The organism is Streptomyces sp. NPDC048636, assembly GCF_040650655.1.
Taxonomy (GTDB): Bacteria; Actinomycetota; Actinomycetes; order Streptomycetales; family Streptomycetaceae; genus Streptomyces.
In genome coordinates this window covers 37099-52508 of the sequence record NZ_JBEZHR010000021.1, presented here as the reverse complement: position 1 = coordinate 52508, position 15410 = coordinate 37099, and the positions used below count along the sequence as shown (strand labels likewise).

The window sequence follows — 15410 nt, the reverse complement described above, 5'->3', positions numbered from 1 at the left end:
CGCAACGAAGAGTGGGCGCGGCCGCCGCCGCGCTGGTGCTCGGCGGTGCGGGCGTGCTGTTCGGCGCGAGTACCGCACAAGGCGCCGAGGTCTCGTACAAGACCGAGTGCCTGCCACCGCCGATCTCCGGTATGCCGCCGGTGCAGGGCACCACGACGGTGGATGTCCAGGCCCCGGCCACGGCCAAAGTCGGCGACGAGGTCGAGGTGGTGTGGAAGACGGTGCAGGCCGCTTCCAAGAACCCGCCCATCCTCGACCTCGAGAAGGACACCGTGAAGCCCACCGGCACCCTCACGGTGGGCGGGGCGCAGACCGGCGACCTGGCCATGGAGGGGGCGCGGGAGAATCCGCCGATCCCCAAGGACAGCCCGATGAAGCTGTCCGAGATGAAGGCCAAGCTGAAGCTGACGAAGGCGGGGGAGGTGACGCTGACCCCCGGCGCGTACAACATCAACGTCAGCAAACCGATCTCCACGGACACCAAGTGCTCGGCCAAGGAGACGGTCAAGGCCGCCGCCACCATCAAGGTGACGGACGGCGGCGGCTCCACCACGGGCGGGACCACGACCGGCGGTACGACCACCGGTGGTACGACCACGGGTGGCACCACCACCGGTGGTACGACGACCGGCGGTTCGACCACGGGTGGCACGACGACCGGCGGTTCCACGACCGGCGGGACGACCACGGGCGGCTCCACCACCGGCGGTTCGACGACCGGCGGCGGTGGCGGCGGGGGCGACACCCAGACCGGCAAGGAGGTGAGCGTCGACTACCGCTGCAAGACCCCGATCGGTGACAAGGAGGCGACCTCCCCGGTCCAGATCAACGCCACCAAGAAGGGCGGGAACTTCGACCTCACCGTGAAGTTCGGCAAGTCCGTGATGGACAGCCCGGCCGATATCCCCGCCGACTCCGTCAAGCCCTCGATGGCCGTGGCGGTCGGCGGCGCCGACAAGGGCACGGTCGCGGTGGAGGGCCCGACCAACAAGGGACCCATCAAGTCCGGTGAGCCGATCGAGATCCCGGACCTCACCGGCACCTACAAGCCGGGTGCGAGCGGCAAGGCGACGCTCACCCCCGGTGTGCTGACGGTCAAGGCGCTCGGTACGACCACCACCTGCACCCCGGCCAAGGACCCGGGCGCCTCGCTGGAGCTGGACACCACGGCCCAGCCCGGCGGCACCTCCGGTGGCAGCGGCGGCGGTTCGTCCGGCTCCACCTCCGGGGGCAGCTCGGGCGGTACGTCCGGCGGCGGTTCGTCCGGCAGCGGCGCGGGCGGGCTGGCCGAGACCGGCGCCGGTGACCACGGCGGGCTGAAGGCACTCGGCCTGATCGCCGGTACCTGCGTCCTGCTCGGCGGCGCGGTCTTCACCCTCACCCCGTGGCGCAAGCTGCGCGGCACCGGCACCGGCACCGGCTGACCGGATCCCGGGAACGGCTGAGGGGCCCGGCGCGGTCATCCCGCGCCGGGCCCCTCACACCGTGCGGCCGCGAACGGCGCCGGCGCACGTCAGCGCTGCTCAGCTCAGCTCAGTGCACATCGGCCATGAGGGCCACTATCTTCCTGCGGTACATATAGACCGCGAACCCGGCCAGCGCCGCGAGGGTCGCCTCCAGCGCGATGATGCCCGTACCGCTCAGGTCGACGCCCGCGATGGACAGCAGACCCGTGACGCAGTCGCCCGCCGTGACGGCGAGGAACCAGACACCCATCATCTGGCTCGCGTACTTCGCCGGAGCCATCTTGGTGGTCACCGAGAGGCCGACCGGCGACAGGCACAGCTCACCCATGGTCTGGATCATGTAGATCGACACCAGCCACATCGGGCTGACCGTGTCACCGTCCGAGGCCATCCCCATCGGCACCACGAAGACGAAGAAGGAGGCACCGACGAGGACCAGGGCCATCGAGAACTTCACCGTGGTGTTGGGCTCCCGGTCGCGCCGGGCCAGCCACAGCCACAGCCAGGCGAAGACCGGGGCGATGGCCATCACCAACAGCGGGTTCACCGACTGGAACCACGAGGACGGGAAGTGCACGCCGAAGATGTTGTCGGCGGTCTTGGTCTCGGCGAAGGCGGACATCGTGGAGCCGCCCTGGTCGTAGATCATCCAGAACACGGCCGCGGCCACGAAGAACCAGATGTAGCCGCTCACCTTGGTCTGCTCGACCGCCGAGAGCTCCTGGTCGCGCTTGATCCGGATCAGCACCCCGGTGGGGATGATCAGGCCCAGGATGGTGATCGGGACCAGCGCCCAGTTCAGCGTCCAGTGGCCGCTGAGGACCACCGCGCCGTAGAAGACCACGGCCACGGTCAGCCAGATCAGCCCCTTGCGCAGCCAGGCCCGGCGCTCCTCGGCCGCCAGCGGCGTCGGGACGACACTGCTCTCCGGGCTGAGGTGGCGGGTGCCGATCAGGAACTGCACCAGGCCCAGCGCCATACCGAGCGCGGCGAGCGCGAAGCCCAGATGCCAGTTGTAGCTCTGGCCGACGGTGCCGATCACCAGCGGAGCGGCGAAGGCGCCCACGTTGATGCCGATGTAGAAGAGGGTGAACCCGCCGTCCCGGCGCGGGTCCTGGGGACCGTCGTAGAGCTGGCCGACCATCGTGGAGATATTGGCCTTCAACAGCCCCGAGCCCAGGGCCACCAGGGCGAGACCGGCGAAGAAGCCGCCCTCGCCGGGCACGGCCAGCGTCAGGTGGCCCGCCACGACCACACCGGCGCCGATGGCCACCGTCCGCCGCGGGCCCCAGACCCGGTCCGCGAACCAGCCGCCGGGCATGGCCAGCAGATAGACCAGGGCCAGGTAGACCGAGTAGATGGCCACCGCGTTGACCTCGGTCATCCCGAGGCCGCCGCCCTGAGCACCCTTCTTGGCGTCCGGGCCGCCGGAGATCAGGTAGACGACGAGCAGGGCTCTCATGCCGTAGTAGCTGAAGCGCTCCCACATCTCGGTCATGAAGAGGGTGGCCAGACCGCGGGGGTGGCCGAAGAAGGTCTTGCCACCGCTGGCAGGGGTTCCCTGCGCGGTGGCGCCCTTCGTGAGGCTGGACGCCATGGGGGGATTCCTTGTGTGGTCAGGTGGCGCTCGTGGGGGGTCAGCTCGGTCGCCTTGTCCGGCTCCGGACATGACAGAGACCCTCGGCGGCGGGTGGCGGCCAAAGGTCCCCGAAAGAGCTATAAACGTACGTTCACCTTACACACGCCCTTCCCGCGTCCCGGGTGCGGTGAGACAAACCTCACGGAAGGCGCGTGCAACCATGTGAGCCCCGGCCGTAGTCCCGTGCGCGCCCCGTGCTCCGACCTCGGCGGACTACCATCACCCCATGACCCGAGTACTGCTCGCCGAGGATGACGCATCCATCTCGGAGCCGCTCGCTCGCGCCCTGCGCCGTGAGGGGTACGAGGTCGAGGTGCGGGAGGACGGACCCACCGCGCTCGACGCCGGGCTGCAAGGGGGCGTCGACCTGATCGTCCTCGACCTCGGCCTGCCGGGCATGGACGGTCTCGAGGTCTGCCGCCGTCTGCGCACCGAGGGCCATGGCTTCCCGGTGCTGGTGCTGACCGCCCGCGCGGACGAGGTGGATACGGTGGTCGGGCTGGACGCGGGCGCCGACGACTATGTGACCAAGCCCTTCCGCCTCGCCGAACTGCTCGCCCGGGTCCGGGCGCTGCTGCGGCGCGGCGCGGTCGAGGCCCATGCGCAGACACCGTCCACCCATGGGGTGCGGATCGATGTGGAGTCGCACCGGGCCTGGATGGGCGATGAGGAGCTCCAGCTCACCGCGAAGGAGTTCGACCTGCTGCGTGTCCTGGTCCGGGACGCGGGCCGGGTCGTCACCCGCGACCAGCTGATGCGCGAGGTGTGGGACACCACCTGGTGGTCCTCGACCAAGACCCTGGACATGCATATCTCCTGGCTTCGCAAGAAGCTCGGGGACGACGCCGCCAACCCCCGCTATATCGCCACCGTCCGGGGTGTCGGTTTCCGGTTCGAGAAGAGCTGACGGTGGCTGAGCCGGTAGGACCATGCGCCGTCGCCTGATCAACTCCACGCTCGCCGTGGTCCTCGTCGTCATCGCGGTCTTCGGGCTGTCCCTGGTCCTGGTGGAGACGCGGACCATCGAGAACAGCGCCCAGGAGAGCGTGAGCTCCGACGCGGTACGGCTGGTCAGCATCGTGGACAGCAGGCTGCTCGGCGGTGAGGGCGTCACCGCCAAGGTGCTGCGCGAGCAGATCGAGCCCGGCCGCTACGCCGTGATCCGGATCCCCGGCCACCCCACGGTGAAGATCGGTGAGCGGCCCGGCGGCAGTGTCATCTCCGCCGAGGAGAAGGGCGAACAGGGCGAGGTGGTGCGGGTCGAGTCGTCCCGTTCCACGGTGAGCCGGGAGATCGGCCGCACCATGCTGATCATCCTGGCGGTGGCGCTGCTCGCGGTGCTCGCCGCCGTCCTCCTCGCCGTGCGTCAGGCGCGCAGGCTCTCCGCACCGCTCACCGATCTCGCCGAGACCGCCGAGCGGCTGGGCTCGGGCGATCCACGGCCGCGCCACCGCCGCTACGGGGTGCCGGAGCTGGACCGGGTCGCCGATGTGCTGGACTCCAGCGCCGAGCGGATCGCCCGGATGCTCACCGCCGAGCGGCGGCTGGCCGCCGACGCCTCGCACCAGCTGCGCACCCCGCTGACCGCGCTGTCGATGCGGCTGGAGGAGATCACGCTCACCGATGAGCCGGAGACGGTCAAGGAGGAGGCCACCATCGCGCTGGGCCAGGTCGAGCGGCTCACCGATGTGGTGCAGCGGCTGCTGACCAACTCCCGTGATCCGCGCAGCGGCTCGGCGGTCGCCTTCGACCTCGACGAGGTGGTCAAGCAGCAGATCGAGGAGTGGCGCCCGGCCTCCCGCAGCGAGGGGCGCGCCATCGTGCGCTCGGGCAAGAAGGGGCTGCGGGCGGTCGGCACCCCCGGCGCGGTCGCCCAGGTACTGGCCACCCTGATCGAGAACTCACTGATGCACGGCGACGGCACGGTCGCGCTGCGCACCCGGGTCACCGGCAACCAGGCGGTGGTCGAGGTCTCCGACGAGGGGCCGGGGGTCTCCCCCGACCTCGGCGCCCGGGTCTTCGAGCGGACGGTGAGCGGGCGGAACTCCACCGGGCTCGGGCTCGCGGTCGCCCGCGATCTGGCGGAGGCCGACGGCGGACGGCTGGAGCTGCTCCAGCAGCATCCGCCGGTCTTCGCGCTCTTCCTCAGCCGCGAGGCGGAGGGCCAGGGCGATTCCTGACCCCCGCGTCGGGCGGGTTACTTCCGGACCGGCTGCTTACGGGCGGCCTGGGCGGGCGGCGTCTCGGAGAGAAACGACTCCGCGCACTCCACGGCGTCCCGGGCGGGCAGCGTCCGGAACACCCAGGTCCGGTAGGACCAGAAGCGGAAGAGGGTGGCCACCCCGATGCCCACGAACTTGAACATATTGCTCTGAAGCTGGCTGTCCATGCCGAAGCCGTAGGTGGCCGTGTAGAGCACACCGTTCTCGATGATCAGACCGATCGCGCTGAACAGCAGGAAGAGGCTGAGCTCCTTGGTGCGCCCCTGCTTGTCCCGGTCCCGGTAGGTGAAGTAGCGGTAGCCCAGGTAGTTGAAGCCCGTCGCGACCACCGTGGCCACGATGGACGCCCGCACCACCGGTAGCTCGGTGAACTCCCGGACCAGGTTGAAGACGGCGAGGTTGACGAAGACGCCGGCGCCGCCGACCACCCCGAACTTCGCGATCTCGCGGGCGAGTTGGCCCACCTGGGCACGTAGCCCGCCGAGTGTGCGCCGTTCACTCATGGTGATCGTTCAGCCCCGTCCGTCGCGTTCAACAACGGGCCCATGCTAACCAGCCGTCCGCCCGCGCGCCCGCAAGGCACCGGCATCGTCCGGAGCCGGGGTTCTGGATGATCCTCCAACGTGGGTCGGAGGCGGTCGGCGGAGGAAGTTACTCTGGGAGGGTGACATTCCCGGTAGTCGGCATGGTCGGCGGCGGCCAGCTCGCCCGTATGACCCACGAGGCGGGCATCCCCCTCGGTATCAGGTTCAAGCTGCTCAGTGACACCCCGCAGGACTCCGCGGCGCAGGTGGTCGGCGATGTGGTCATCGGTGACTACCGTGACCTCGCGACCCTTCGTGCGTTCGCACAAGGCTGTGATGTGGTCACTTTTGATCATGAGCATGTCCCCGCGGAGCATCTGCGCGCCCTCGAGGCGGACGGTGTGGTCATCCGTCCCGGGGTGGAAGCCCTGCTCCACGCCCAGGACAAGGGTGTGATGCGGGAGCGGCTGCGCACCGCGGGAGTGCCCTGCCCGCGCCACCGCATCGTGACGGATCCCACGGACGTGGTGCGGTTCGCCGAGGAGGGCGACGGCCTCCCCGTCGTCCTGAAGACGGTGCGCGGCGGCTATGACGGCAAGGGTGTGTGGGTGGTCCGGGACGCGGAGCAGGCTGCCGATCCGTTCCGCGCCGGGGTGCCCGTGCTCGCCGAGGAGATGGTCGACTTCGCCCGGGAGCTGGCGGCCAATGTGGTGCGCTCCCCGCACGGCCAGGCCGTGGCCTATCCGGTGGTGGAGTCCATCCAGGTCGACGGGGTGTGCGACACGGTGATCGCCCCCGCGCCCGGGCTCTCCGGCGAGCTGTCCGCCCAGGCCCAGGAGCTGGCTCTGCGGATCGCCGCCGAGCTGGGCGTCGTCGGGCATCTGGCGGTGGAGCTCTTCGAGACCCGGGACGGGCGGCTGCTGGTCAACGAGCTGGCGATGCGCCCGCACAACTCCGGCCACTGGACCCAGGACGGCGCCGTCACCTCGCAGTTCGCCAACCATGTCCGCGCCGTACTCGATCTGCCGCTCGGCGATCCGCGCCCACGGGCGGAGTGGACCGTGATGACCAATGTCCTCGGTGGTGACTTCCCCGATATGTACGCGGCGTATCTCCATTGCATGGCGCGCGACCCTGGGCTGAAGATCCATATGTACGGCAAGGACGTGAAGCCCGGGCGCAAGGTCGGCCACGTCAACACCTATGGCGACGATCTGGCCGATGTGCGTGAGCGCGGCCGCCACGCCGCCGACTACCTCAGAGGGACCATCACCGAATGAGCGCTCCTGCGATCGGCATCGTCATGGGTTCGGACTCCGACTGGCCCGTCATGGAAGAGGCGGCCAAGGCCCTCGACGAGTTCGAGATCCCGTACGAGGTGGACGTGGTCTCCGCGCACCGGATGCCGCACGAGATGGTCTCCTACGGGGAGAACGCGGCCCCCCGCGGACTGAAGGCGATCATCGCGGGCGCGGGCGGCGCCGCCCATCTGCCGGGCATGCTCGCCTCGGTCACCCCGCTTCCGGTGATCGGCGTCCCCGTACCGCTGAAGTATCTGGACGGGATGGACTCACTGCTCTCGATCGTGCAGATGCCGGCCGGGGTGCCGGTGGCCACGGTCTCGGTCGGCGGCGCCCGTAACGCCGGACTGCTGGCCACCCGGATCCTGGCCGCCCATGACGCCGAGCTCCAGGCCCGGATGCGCGAGTTCCAGGAGGAGCTCAACCAGCAGGCCACCGAGAAGGGCAAGCGGTTGCGGGCCAAGGTGAACGGAGCGGGCTCCTTCGGCTTCGCCAAGTAGGCCCCGGCCCGGCGGCGTCTCACCGGCCGCCCGGCGCGCGCGTCGGCGACCGGTCACGCGCTGATCAGCACTGATCAAGCGCTGATCAAAAGCCGTTCAGCGGGGTACCGAAGCCGGTCGGCGGGCGCGCTGATGGGGCGTGACTTCGGTCATTCAACATTGCAAGATGTGACGATGACCGATCGTCTCGCGCAAGCCCGTGCACTGCTGACCACCCACCCCGTGGTCGACGGCCACAACGACCTCCCGTGGGCCCTGCGTGAGCAGGTCCGCTACGACCTCGACCGGCGCGATATCGCCGCCGATCTGAGCGCCCACACCCACACCGACCTCCCGCGGCTGCGCGCGGGAGGCGTCGGCGCCCAGTTCTGGTCGGTCTACGTCCGCTCGGACTTCAGCGGGGACACCGCCGTCAGCGCCACCCTCGAACAGATCGATGTGGTCCGCCGGTTCACCGCCGCCCACCCCGACCAGCTGCGCCCGGCGCTGACCGCCGATGACATGGAGACCGCCCGCGCCGAGGGCCGGATCGCCTCCCTGATGGGCGCCGAGGGCGGCCACAGCATCAACTGCTCGCTGGCCACTCTGCGCGCCCTGTACGACCTCGGGGTGCGCTATATGACGCTCACCCACAACGACAACGTCCCCTGGGCGGACTCGGCGACCGATGAGCCGCGCGCCCACGGCCTCACCCGCTTCGGCGAGGAGGTCGTCCGGGAGATGAACCGGCTCGGCATGCTCGTCGACCTTTCCCATGTCTCGGCCGACACGATGCGCGACGCGCTCCGGGTCACCGAGGCCCCCGTGGTCTTCTCGCACTCCTCCGCCCGCGCCGTCTGCGACCATCCGCGCAATATCCCCGACGACGTACTGGCGCTGCTGCCCGCCAACGGCGGGGTGGCGATGGTCACCTTCGTGCCCAAGTTCGTCCTGCCGGAGGCGGTCGCCTGGACCGAGGCGGCGGACGAGAACATGCGCGCCCACGGACTGCACCCGCTGGAGATGTCGGAGGCCGGGATAGCGGTACACCGCGCCTTCGAGGAGGCCAACCCGCGCCCGCGCGCCACCGCGGCCACCGTCGCCGGCCATCTGGACCATATGCGCGAGGTGGCGGGCATCGACCACATCGGCATCGGCGGCGACTTCGACGGCACCGCCTTCACCCCGGACGATCTCGCCGATGTCGCGGGCTATCCGAACCTCATCGCCGAACTGCTGGACCGCCACTGGTCAGCGGCCGATCTCGCCAAGCTGACCTGGGAGAACGCGGTCCGTACGGTGCGCTCCGCGGAAGATGTGGCGCACCGGCTGCGGGAGTCCCGGGGCCCGTCGGTGGCCACCATCGAGCAGCTGGACGGGGCCGCCGCCGGATAGCCGTACGGCGCCGCCGGGGCCAACCCGGCGGCGCCGCGGCGACGTTCGAAGAGTCGGACCAGGAGCGGCGGGTCAGGCCAGCGGGCGGCCCAGCGCCCGGTAGATCCAGCCGGCCTCGCGCCAGTGGTCCGGGTCCAGCGCGTTCCGCCCGTCCAGCAGACGGCGCTCGGCGACCACCGCGCCGAGCCCGGCCGGGTCCAGTTCGCGGAACTCCCGCCACTCGGTGAGGTGCAGCACCGCATGGGCGCCCTGGGCCGCCTCCTGCGCGCTCGCCGCGTAGGCCAGGGTCGGGAAGAGGGCGCGGGCGTTGTCCATGCCCTTGGGGTCGAAGACGGTGACCTGGGCGCCCTGGAGCTGTATCTGCCCGGCGACGTTGAGCGCGGGGGAGTCCCGTACGTCGTCCGAGTCCGGTTTGAAGGTCGCGCCCAGCACGGCCACCCGCTTGCCCAGGAAGCTGCCGCCGACGGCCTCGCGGGCCAGCTCGACCATATGGCCGCGGCGCCGCATATTGATCGAGTCCACCTCGCGCAGGAAGGTGAGCGCCTGGTCCGCGCCCAGCTCACCGGCGCGCGCCATGAACGCCCGGATGTCCTTGGGCAGACAGCCGCCGCCGAAGCCGATCCCGGCGCGCAGGAACTTCTTCCCGATCCGGTCGTCATGGCCGATGGCCTCGGCCAGCTTCACCACATCGCCGCCCGCGGCCTCGCAGACCTCGGCCATGGCGTTGATGAAGGAGATCTTGGTGGCGAGGAAGGAGTTCGCCGAGGTCTTCACCAGCTCGGCGGTCGGGTAGTCGGTGACCACGAAGGGTGAGCCCTCGGCGATCGGTGTGGCGTACACCTCGCGCAGCTGCTTCTCGGCCCGCTCGCTGGTGACGCCGACCACGATCCGGTCCGGGTGCAGGGTGTCCTGGACGGCGAACCCCTCCCGCAGGAACTCCGGGTTCCAGGCCAGCTCGGCGTCCCCGCCCACCGGGGCCAGCTCCGCCAGCCGGGCCGCCAGCCGGTCCGCGCTGCCCACCGGCACGGTGGACTTGCCGACGACCAGCGCGGGGCGGTGCAGATGCGGGGCGAGCGACTCCACGGAGGAGTCGACGTAACTCATGTCACACGCGTACTCGCCGTGCTTCTGCGGGGTGTTCACACAGATGAAGTGGATGTCACCGAACGCACCGGCCTCCTCGTAGGAGCTGGTGAAGCGCAGCCGTCCGGTCGCGCCCTCGTGCCCCGCGACATGGCGCCGCAGCAGCTCCTCCAGACCTGGCTCGTACATCGGCACCTTGCCCGCCGAGAGCATCGCGATCTTCTCGGGGACGATATCCAGACCCAGTACCTCGAAGCCCAGCTCGGCCATGGCGGCGGCGTGTGTGGCGCCGAGGTAGCCGGTGCCGATCACTGTGATCTTGAGGGGCATGAGTGCTCCAGGGCGGTCGGTCGCAGATGCGCTGACTGAGCATAGTCGGGACGGGGGCCGGGCCCGAGCGGAGCCTGTCGGCAAACTCACGTATACCTGTCGGGGCAGCGCCTCTAGAATTCAGTTACTTAACGGTAGTTAGCACACTCAGGGGAGTGGAAGATCTTGGCGTCCTCGGTGAACGACTTCGACCTGTACCGGCCTGCCGAGGAGCACGACATGCTCCGCGATTCGGTCCGCTCCCTCGCCGAGGCGAAAATAGCCCCGTTCGCGACCGAGGTCGACGAGGAGGGCCGCTTCCCGCAGGAGGCGCTGGAGGCGCTCGTCGCCAACGATCTGCACGCGGTGCACGTCCCCGAGTCCTACGGCGGCGCGGGCGCGGACGCCCTGGCCACCGTGATCGTCATCGAGGAGGTCGCCCGGGTCTGTGCCTCCTCCTCGCTGATCCCCGCGGTCAACAAGCTGGGCTCGATGCCGGTGGTGCTCTCCGGCTCCGAGGAGCTGAAGAAGAAGTACCTGGGCCCGCTCGCCAAGGGCGACGCGATGTTCTCGTACTGCCTCTCCGAGCCGGACGCGGGCTCGGACGCGGCGGGCATGAAGACCAAGGCCGTACGTGACGGCGACTTCTACGTGCTCAACGGCGTGAAGCGCTGGATCACCAACGCCGGGGTCTCCGAGTACTACACGGTGATGGCCGTCACCGACCCCGAGAAGCGCTCCAAGGGCATCTCCGCCTTCGTGGTGGAGAAGTCCGACGAGGGCGTCTCCTTCGGCGCCCCGGAGAAGAAGCTCGGCATCAAGGGTTCCCCGACCCGCGAGGTCTACCTCGACAACGTCCGGATCCCCGCCGACCGCATGATCGGCGACGAGGGCACTGGCTTCGCCACCGCGATGAAGACCCTCGACCACACCCGCGTCACCATCGCCGCCCAGGCGCTGGGCATCGCCCAGGGCGCGCTGGACTACGCCAAGGGCTATGTCCAGGAGCGCAAGCAGTTCGGCAAGGCCATCGCCGACTTCCAGGGCATCCAGTTCATGCTGGCCGACATGGCCATGAAGCTGGAGGCCGCCCGCCAGCTCACCTACGCGGCGGCCGCCAAGTCCGAGCGCGTCGATGGCGATCTCACCTTCTTCGGCGCCGCCGCCAAGTGCTATGCCTCGGATGTGGCCATGGAGGTCACCACCGACGCCGTACAGCTTCTCGGCGGCTACGGCTACACCCGTGACTACCCGGTCGAGCGGATGATGCGCGACGCCAAGATCACGCAGATCTACGAGGGCACCAACCAGGTTCAGCGCATCGTGATGGCGCGCAACCTGCCGTAACTGGGTTTTCGCAGGTCAGCGACCATCTGCGATGGCTCGCGGGCTGGGAATGGCTTCCGGCCCGTTCGGGTCCTCTCGGGCCGGTCATGGGCGTCATGCTGGGGAAATCCTGGGCGACACCGGGCAGGAAATCGGCTCTCACCTGCACAAACGCAACGACCCCCGGCGCTCTGCCGGGGGTCGTTCGCGTGGGCTCTGTCAGGCGACTTCTGTCTGGCCTTCGGTGGGGTCGTCCGCGTCGGGCGTCAGCATCGTTGTGATGGCCGCCCGCCCGCGCCGCCCGAGCAGGCCCCGGAGCCCGCGCCTGAACCGAAGCGCCCGGAACCACTCGACGTCAATCCCTTCCGAGCGCTCCTCTAACCAACCAACCAAACGCCCCGGCCAGAATGGCCGGGGCGTCCTTGCTTTGCTTGGGCTCAGCTCACCACAGCGCGAGCGATCAACGTCCCGATGTGGTCAGGCTCGGGGGCATCGAGAACCTGCACTTCCGCCTTCTCGAATCCGGCTCGTAGGAGGAGGCTTTCCCACTTCCTAGGGGTGTAGCTGTAGCGGTAGGTGAACAGTGCCCTCCCCGCGAACCCTCCCTTGTACATGCCTTGCGGTCCGTAGGCCCCCGGGATAGCGGGGGGCTGTGAGAACGCGAAGACGCCGCCGGGGGTGAGCCGTTGCGCCACGAGAGGGAGGAGTCGCGCGGGGTCGGCGAACCAGGCGGCCCCAAAGATCGAATAGATCGCCTCGTACGACTCCGGATTCTCACGCAGATGCTCTAGTGCTTCCGCGCAGACGAACCGCGCGCCGAGCGAGCCCCACCGTTGGGTGACGTTGTCCACCATGACGGGCGAGAGATCAATGCCCGTGACCTTCACGCCTTGATCCGCAAGGAACGCGGCGGCCCGTCCGGTACCGCACCCGATCTCAAGAGCGGTCGTTGGCTGCCCCAGCACTTCCGGCCCCGGTCCGTGCCCCTGGTATTGCGTCCAGCAGAAGACCGGGGGCGAGTCGTTGACGGAGCCTTGCACGCTCTTGCTGTCGGCGTACTGGTCCCAGAGTTCGCGTTCGGAGTCGATGTTGTGCTGAGCGGGCAACTGTTGGCCTCGGTTCCACGGTTGGGTTGGTGCCCCCGCCTCTGGGAAAAGACGGGGGCACCCGTACAAGTGGTATTAGTGGCTGTCAGGGACCTTGTTGTCGCACGGTGAGCACTCCGCCCCGTCCATGTCCCACAACTCATCGTCCACGGCGAATCCGTTGTCTCGCAGGATGTCGGCCGTCCGCGTTACGGTGCCGTCGCAGCGCCGCTGAATCAGCGGAGCATGGTGCTTGTACTGGCCGCTGTTGTACTCGTCGCACAGGGCGAAGTACAGCGGGGTATCCAGGATCAGGGCGTGCACGGCTACGTCCACCGTGTAGCCGACGCCCATGTGCACGCCCTTCCGCTCCATGGCGGTGATCGTGTACGCGACGGCTTGGCCCAGCAGCCGTTCGGCGGTGTCACGGGTCATTACGCCGTTGTCGCGCAGCAGCAGAGCGATTTCGCGGTCCCACAGTGTCGGCTCGGTGTCGGTGATCAGGTGGGGCACTCGGTGGGCCAGTGAGTTGAGGATGATCTGCGGGTCACGGGTGCGGGTCTGAACGGCTGCGCTCATCGTGCGTACCTCCAGGGAGAAGGGGTGCATGGAGCCTGCGGATCGGCCAGTTGCGCTCGGTCATCGCCGTGCTTGCCTCCGGCTGTCAACTGGCAGTGCCAAGGAAGCTACGGAGAAGGGAAGTTGTCGGTCCATGAACTTGCATGAGCTTGCACATCAGTTGGAATGACGCCTAGCGGTGTTGACGCTGTCTCTCCAGTTCAAAGAAGCTGATGCAAGCCCGAGCAAGTACCTAGACCAGGGAGCCTGACATGGCCGTAGAGCTCGTTGGGATCGACCCCAACACCGACCGGGACCACTGCCCCACCGTGTGGGCGGACGCGGAAGCACAGGAGATCTTGTTGCAGGGGTGGAAGCCGACCCCCGAGACTCAGGCGGAGTGCGAGGGGACAAGCCCCGCGAACGGTCCGGTGCCTGACAGCGAGGCCATCGTCAGGATTCCGGCCCGGATGATTCCGATGATCAGGGAGGCATGCGATGCCGTCGAGCGTGCCCAGCTTCGCTGAGCTGCTTGGCCAGTCCCAGCGATCCGCCGTCCACCTGGAATTGCGCGACTCGTACGCCGCCACGGACCGGTTCGAGGCGTGGAAGCGTGGCGAGCGGATCAACTGGGAGGATCGCGAGTCCTGGTGGCACCCCTATGACCAGTTGATCGCTGACACCGTGGCCAGAGGTGTGGTGATCCGCAGGGCGCGGGTGGTCTCCGAGCCGGTATCGGAGTACATCCGGTGGGAGCACTACGTCACCCATGCCAACGTCACGGCGGGGGAGCAAGTCCGCTGGCTGCCCCGGCGACAAGCCACGACCATTCCTCTGCCAGGAAACGACTTCTGGCTGTTCGATGACGCGCTGCTCCGGGTGCACCACTTCTCAGGTGACGGCGCGGTGGTGGAGGATGAGATCACGGCGGCCCCGGAGGCCGTGAAGTTGTGCTCCGCTGCCTTCGAAGCGGTCTGGGAGCGAGCGATCCCACATCACCAGTACAAGGTCTGACGAAAGCCAGCTCCATGCCTCCGCACCCCTCCTCACGCGTCCAGAAGGCCCGCGAAGTCCTGGCCGGTCGACTGCGTGAGATCCGGAAGGACGCGGGGATCAGTGGGCGGGAGCTGGCTGTCAGGTGCGGTTGGTCCGAGTCGAAGTCGTCCAGGATCGAGAACGCCAAGACGCCTCCCTCCGATGCCGATATCCGGGCGTGGTGTCGGGCCTGCACTGCTGAGGACCAGGCCCCGGACCTGATCGCGGCCAACAGGCAGTCCGCCGAAGCGCATGTGGAGTGGAAGCGGCTTCAGCGGACCGGTCTCCGGAGACTCCAAGAGAGCACCGGCGATCTGTACCAGCAAACCAAGACCTTCCGCGTCTATGTATCCGACGTGATCCCTGGGTTCCTTCAGACAGCGGGGTACGCCTCCGCGCTGCTGTCCTCCATCGCGAATTTCCGAGGAACCCCGGATGACGTGAGCGAGGCCGTGGAAGCCCGGATACGGCGTAACCAGGTGCTGAGTCAGGGGGGCCGTCGGTTCTCCTTCGTGCTGGAGGAGTCGGTGTTGCGATACAGGCTGTGCGGCGCCGAAACCATGGCGGCGCAGCTCGGCCACCTGCTGGGGGCCTTGGACCTTCAGAACGTCGCTGTGGGCATCGTCCCGTTCTCCGGGAAACGGGCCGTGTGGCCCATGCCGACCTTCACGATCTTCGACGACCGGAGGGTGCACGCCGATACCCTGGACGCCGCCTCAACGCTCACGCAGCCCAGCCAGGTCGAGTTGTACGCCCGAGCCTTCGAACGTCACTCGCAGCAGGCTGTGCGGGGAGCAGCCGCCCGCTCCCTCATCGCGGACGCGGTGGCGTCCCTGAGCTGACCAGCGACGGCGCCACCTCACGTACGGGTGAACGCAACCTGCCGTAAGGCGTACGGCGCATACGACGGAGGCGGGGGGGGGGGGGGGGGGGGGGCCCCCCCCCCGGCGGGTAGGGTGTTGGCGGGCGGGTCGGGGAGCGGGTCAGG

At 68.9% G+C, this 15410-nt stretch carries 15 protein-coding genes; 10 read left to right on the top strand and 5 right to left on the bottom strand.

The window, feature by feature from the left end; translation table 11 throughout:
• Positions 1-11 precede the first annotated feature (11 nt).
• Positions 12-1424, top strand: coding sequence for a hypothetical protein (locus AB0C66_RS33980; protein ID WP_362447893.1), 1413 nt, complete (start codon positions 12-14; stop codon positions 1422-1424).
• 109 nt (positions 1425-1533) lie between these two features.
• Here the strand turns inward: AB0C66_RS33980 and AB0C66_RS33975 are convergent, their stop codons facing one another.
• Positions 1534-3063, bottom strand: a complete 1530-nt coding sequence (locus AB0C66_RS33975; RefSeq protein WP_362447714.1) for an oligopeptide:H+ symporter — start codon at positions 3061-3063, stop codon at positions 1534-1536.
• A gap of 268 nt (positions 3064-3331) precedes the next feature.
• Here AB0C66_RS33975 and AB0C66_RS33970 point away from each other — a divergent pair, with 268 nt between their 5' ends.
• On the top strand, positions 3332-4012 hold the full coding sequence (locus AB0C66_RS33970; protein ID WP_362447711.1) for a response regulator transcription factor: 681 nt from the start codon (positions 3332-3334) through the stop codon (positions 4010-4012).
• A gap of 22 nt (positions 4013-4034) precedes the next feature.
• On the top strand, positions 4035-5285 hold the full coding sequence (locus AB0C66_RS33965; protein ID WP_362447708.1) for an ATP-binding protein: 1251 nt from the start codon (positions 4035-4037) through the stop codon (positions 5283-5285).
• Positions 5286-5302: 17 nt separating this feature from the next.
• On the opposite strand, the gene AB0C66_RS33960 is transcribed toward AB0C66_RS33965, so the two are convergent.
• Complete coding sequence (locus AB0C66_RS33960; protein ID WP_362447705.1) at positions 5303-5830, bottom strand: GtrA family protein; 528 nt, start codon at positions 5828-5830, stop codon at positions 5303-5305.
• Positions 5831-5937: 107 nt separating this feature from the next.
• On the opposite strand from AB0C66_RS33960, the gene AB0C66_RS33955 reads away from it, so the two are divergent.
• The 3 genes from AB0C66_RS33955 (at position 5938) to AB0C66_RS33945 (ending at position 9026) form a co-directional block, all read left to right on the top strand.
• On the top strand, positions 5938-7131 hold the full coding sequence (locus tag AB0C66_RS33955; protein ID WP_362447702.1) for a 5-(carboxyamino)imidazole ribonucleotide synthase: 1194 nt from the start codon (positions 5938-5940) through the stop codon (positions 7129-7131).
• A complete protein-coding gene (purE, locus tag AB0C66_RS33950) occupies positions 7128-7652 on the top strand; it encodes a 5-(carboxyamino)imidazole ribonucleotide mutase (RefSeq protein WP_362447700.1) in 525 nt (174 codons plus the stop codon). The genes AB0C66_RS33955 and purE overlap by 4 nt, the downstream gene beginning before the upstream one ends.
• 174 nt (positions 7653-7826) lie before the next feature.
• A complete protein-coding gene (locus AB0C66_RS33945; RefSeq protein WP_362447698.1) occupies positions 7827-9026 on the top strand; it encodes a dipeptidase in 1200 nt (399 codons plus the stop codon).
• A gap of 72 nt (positions 9027-9098) precedes the next feature.
• Here the strand turns inward: AB0C66_RS33945 and AB0C66_RS33940 are convergent, their stop codons facing one another.
• Positions 9099-10439 carry a UDP-glucose/GDP-mannose dehydrogenase family protein gene (locus AB0C66_RS33940; protein ID WP_362447695.1) on the bottom strand — a complete coding sequence of 447 codons (1341 nt, stop codon included), beginning with the start codon at positions 10437-10439 and terminating at the stop codon, positions 9099-9101.
• Positions 10440-10658: 219 nt separating this feature from the next.
• On the opposite strand from AB0C66_RS33940, the gene AB0C66_RS33935 reads away from it, so the two are divergent.
• Positions 10659-11765, top strand: a complete 1107-nt coding sequence (locus AB0C66_RS33935) for an acyl-CoA dehydrogenase family protein (protein WP_362447890.1) — start codon at positions 10659-10661, stop codon at positions 11763-11765.
• Between the two features lie 416 nt (positions 11766-12181).
• Here the strand turns inward: AB0C66_RS33935 and AB0C66_RS33930 are convergent, their stop codons facing one another.
• Complete coding sequence (locus AB0C66_RS33930) at positions 12182-12850, bottom strand: class I SAM-dependent methyltransferase (protein WP_362447692.1); 669 nt, start codon at positions 12848-12850, stop codon at positions 12182-12184.
• A 75-nt stretch (positions 12851-12925) separates the two neighbouring features.
• Positions 12926-13408, bottom strand: a complete 483-nt coding sequence (locus AB0C66_RS33925; RefSeq protein WP_362447689.1) for a hypothetical protein — start codon at positions 13406-13408, stop codon at positions 12926-12928.
• Positions 13409-13659: 251 nt separating this feature from the next.
• Between AB0C66_RS33925 and AB0C66_RS33920 the strand changes: the two genes are divergently transcribed.
• Genes AB0C66_RS33920 through AB0C66_RS33910 form a run of 3 tightly spaced genes read left to right on the top strand, consistent with a single transcriptional unit; the run spans position 13660 to position 15264 of the window.
• Entirely contained in the window at positions 13660-13914 is a 255-nt protein-coding gene (locus AB0C66_RS33920) for a hypothetical protein (protein ID WP_362447686.1), read from the top strand.
• Positions 13886-14401 (top strand): DUF6879 family protein, encoded by a 516-nt coding sequence (locus tag AB0C66_RS33915; protein WP_362447683.1) that lies wholly within the window; start codon positions 13886-13888, stop codon positions 14399-14401. Before AB0C66_RS33920 ends, AB0C66_RS33915 begins: the two co-directional genes overlap by 29 nt.
• A 14-nt stretch (positions 14402-14415) precedes the next feature.
• Entirely contained in the window at positions 14416-15264 is an 849-nt protein-coding gene (locus tag AB0C66_RS33910; RefSeq protein ID WP_362447680.1) for a helix-turn-helix transcriptional regulator, read from the top strand.
• Positions 15265-15410: the final 146 nt, after the last annotated feature.

What these genes read in the sequence shown, in the direction of transcription:
- AB0C66_RS33975 (WP_362447714.1), bottom strand. Translation starts at nt 3,063, where the DNA reads ATGGCGTCCAGCCTCACGAAGGGCGCCACCGCGCAGGGAACCCCTGCC.
- AB0C66_RS33970 (WP_362447711.1), top strand. Translation starts at nt 3,332, where the DNA reads ATGACCCGAGTACTGCTCGCCGAGGATGACGCATCCATCTCGGAGCCG.
- AB0C66_RS33965 (WP_362447708.1), top strand. Translation starts at nt 4,035, where the DNA reads ATGCGCCGTCGCCTGATCAACTCCACGCTCGCCGTGGTCCTCGTCGTC.
- AB0C66_RS33960 (WP_362447705.1), bottom strand. Translation starts at nt 5,830, where the DNA reads ATGAGTGAACGGCGCACACTCGGCGGGCTACGTGCCCAGGTGGGCCAA.
- AB0C66_RS33955 (WP_362447702.1), top strand. Translation starts at nt 5,938, where the DNA reads ATGATCCTCCAACGTGGGTCGGAGGCGGTCGGCGGAGGAAGTTACTCT.
- purE (WP_362447700.1), top strand. Translation starts at nt 7,128, where the DNA reads ATGAGCGCTCCTGCGATCGGCATCGTCATGGGTTCGGACTCCGACTGG.
- AB0C66_RS33945 (WP_362447698.1), top strand. Translation starts at nt 7,827, where the DNA reads ATGACCGATCGTCTCGCGCAAGCCCGTGCACTGCTGACCACCCACCCC.
- AB0C66_RS33940 (WP_362447695.1), bottom strand. Translation starts at nt 10,439, where the DNA reads ATGCCCCTCAAGATCACAGTGATCGGCACCGGCTACCTCGGCGCCACA.
- AB0C66_RS33935 (WP_362447890.1), top strand. Translation starts at nt 10,659, where the DNA reads ATGCTCCGCGATTCGGTCCGCTCCCTCGCCGAGGCGAAAATAGCCCCG.
- AB0C66_RS33925 (WP_362447689.1), bottom strand. Translation starts at nt 13,408, where the DNA reads ATGAGCGCAGCCGTTCAGACCCGCACCCGTGACCCGCAGATCATCCTC.
- AB0C66_RS33920 (WP_362447686.1), top strand. Translation starts at nt 13,660, where the DNA reads ATGGCCGTAGAGCTCGTTGGGATCGACCCCAACACCGACCGGGACCAC.
- AB0C66_RS33915 (WP_362447683.1), top strand. Translation starts at nt 13,886, where the DNA reads ATGCCGTCGAGCGTGCCCAGCTTCGCTGAGCTGCTTGGCCAGTCCCAG.
- AB0C66_RS33910 (WP_362447680.1), top strand. Translation starts at nt 14,416, where the DNA reads ATGCCTCCGCACCCCTCCTCACGCGTCCAGAAGGCCCGCGAAGTCCTG.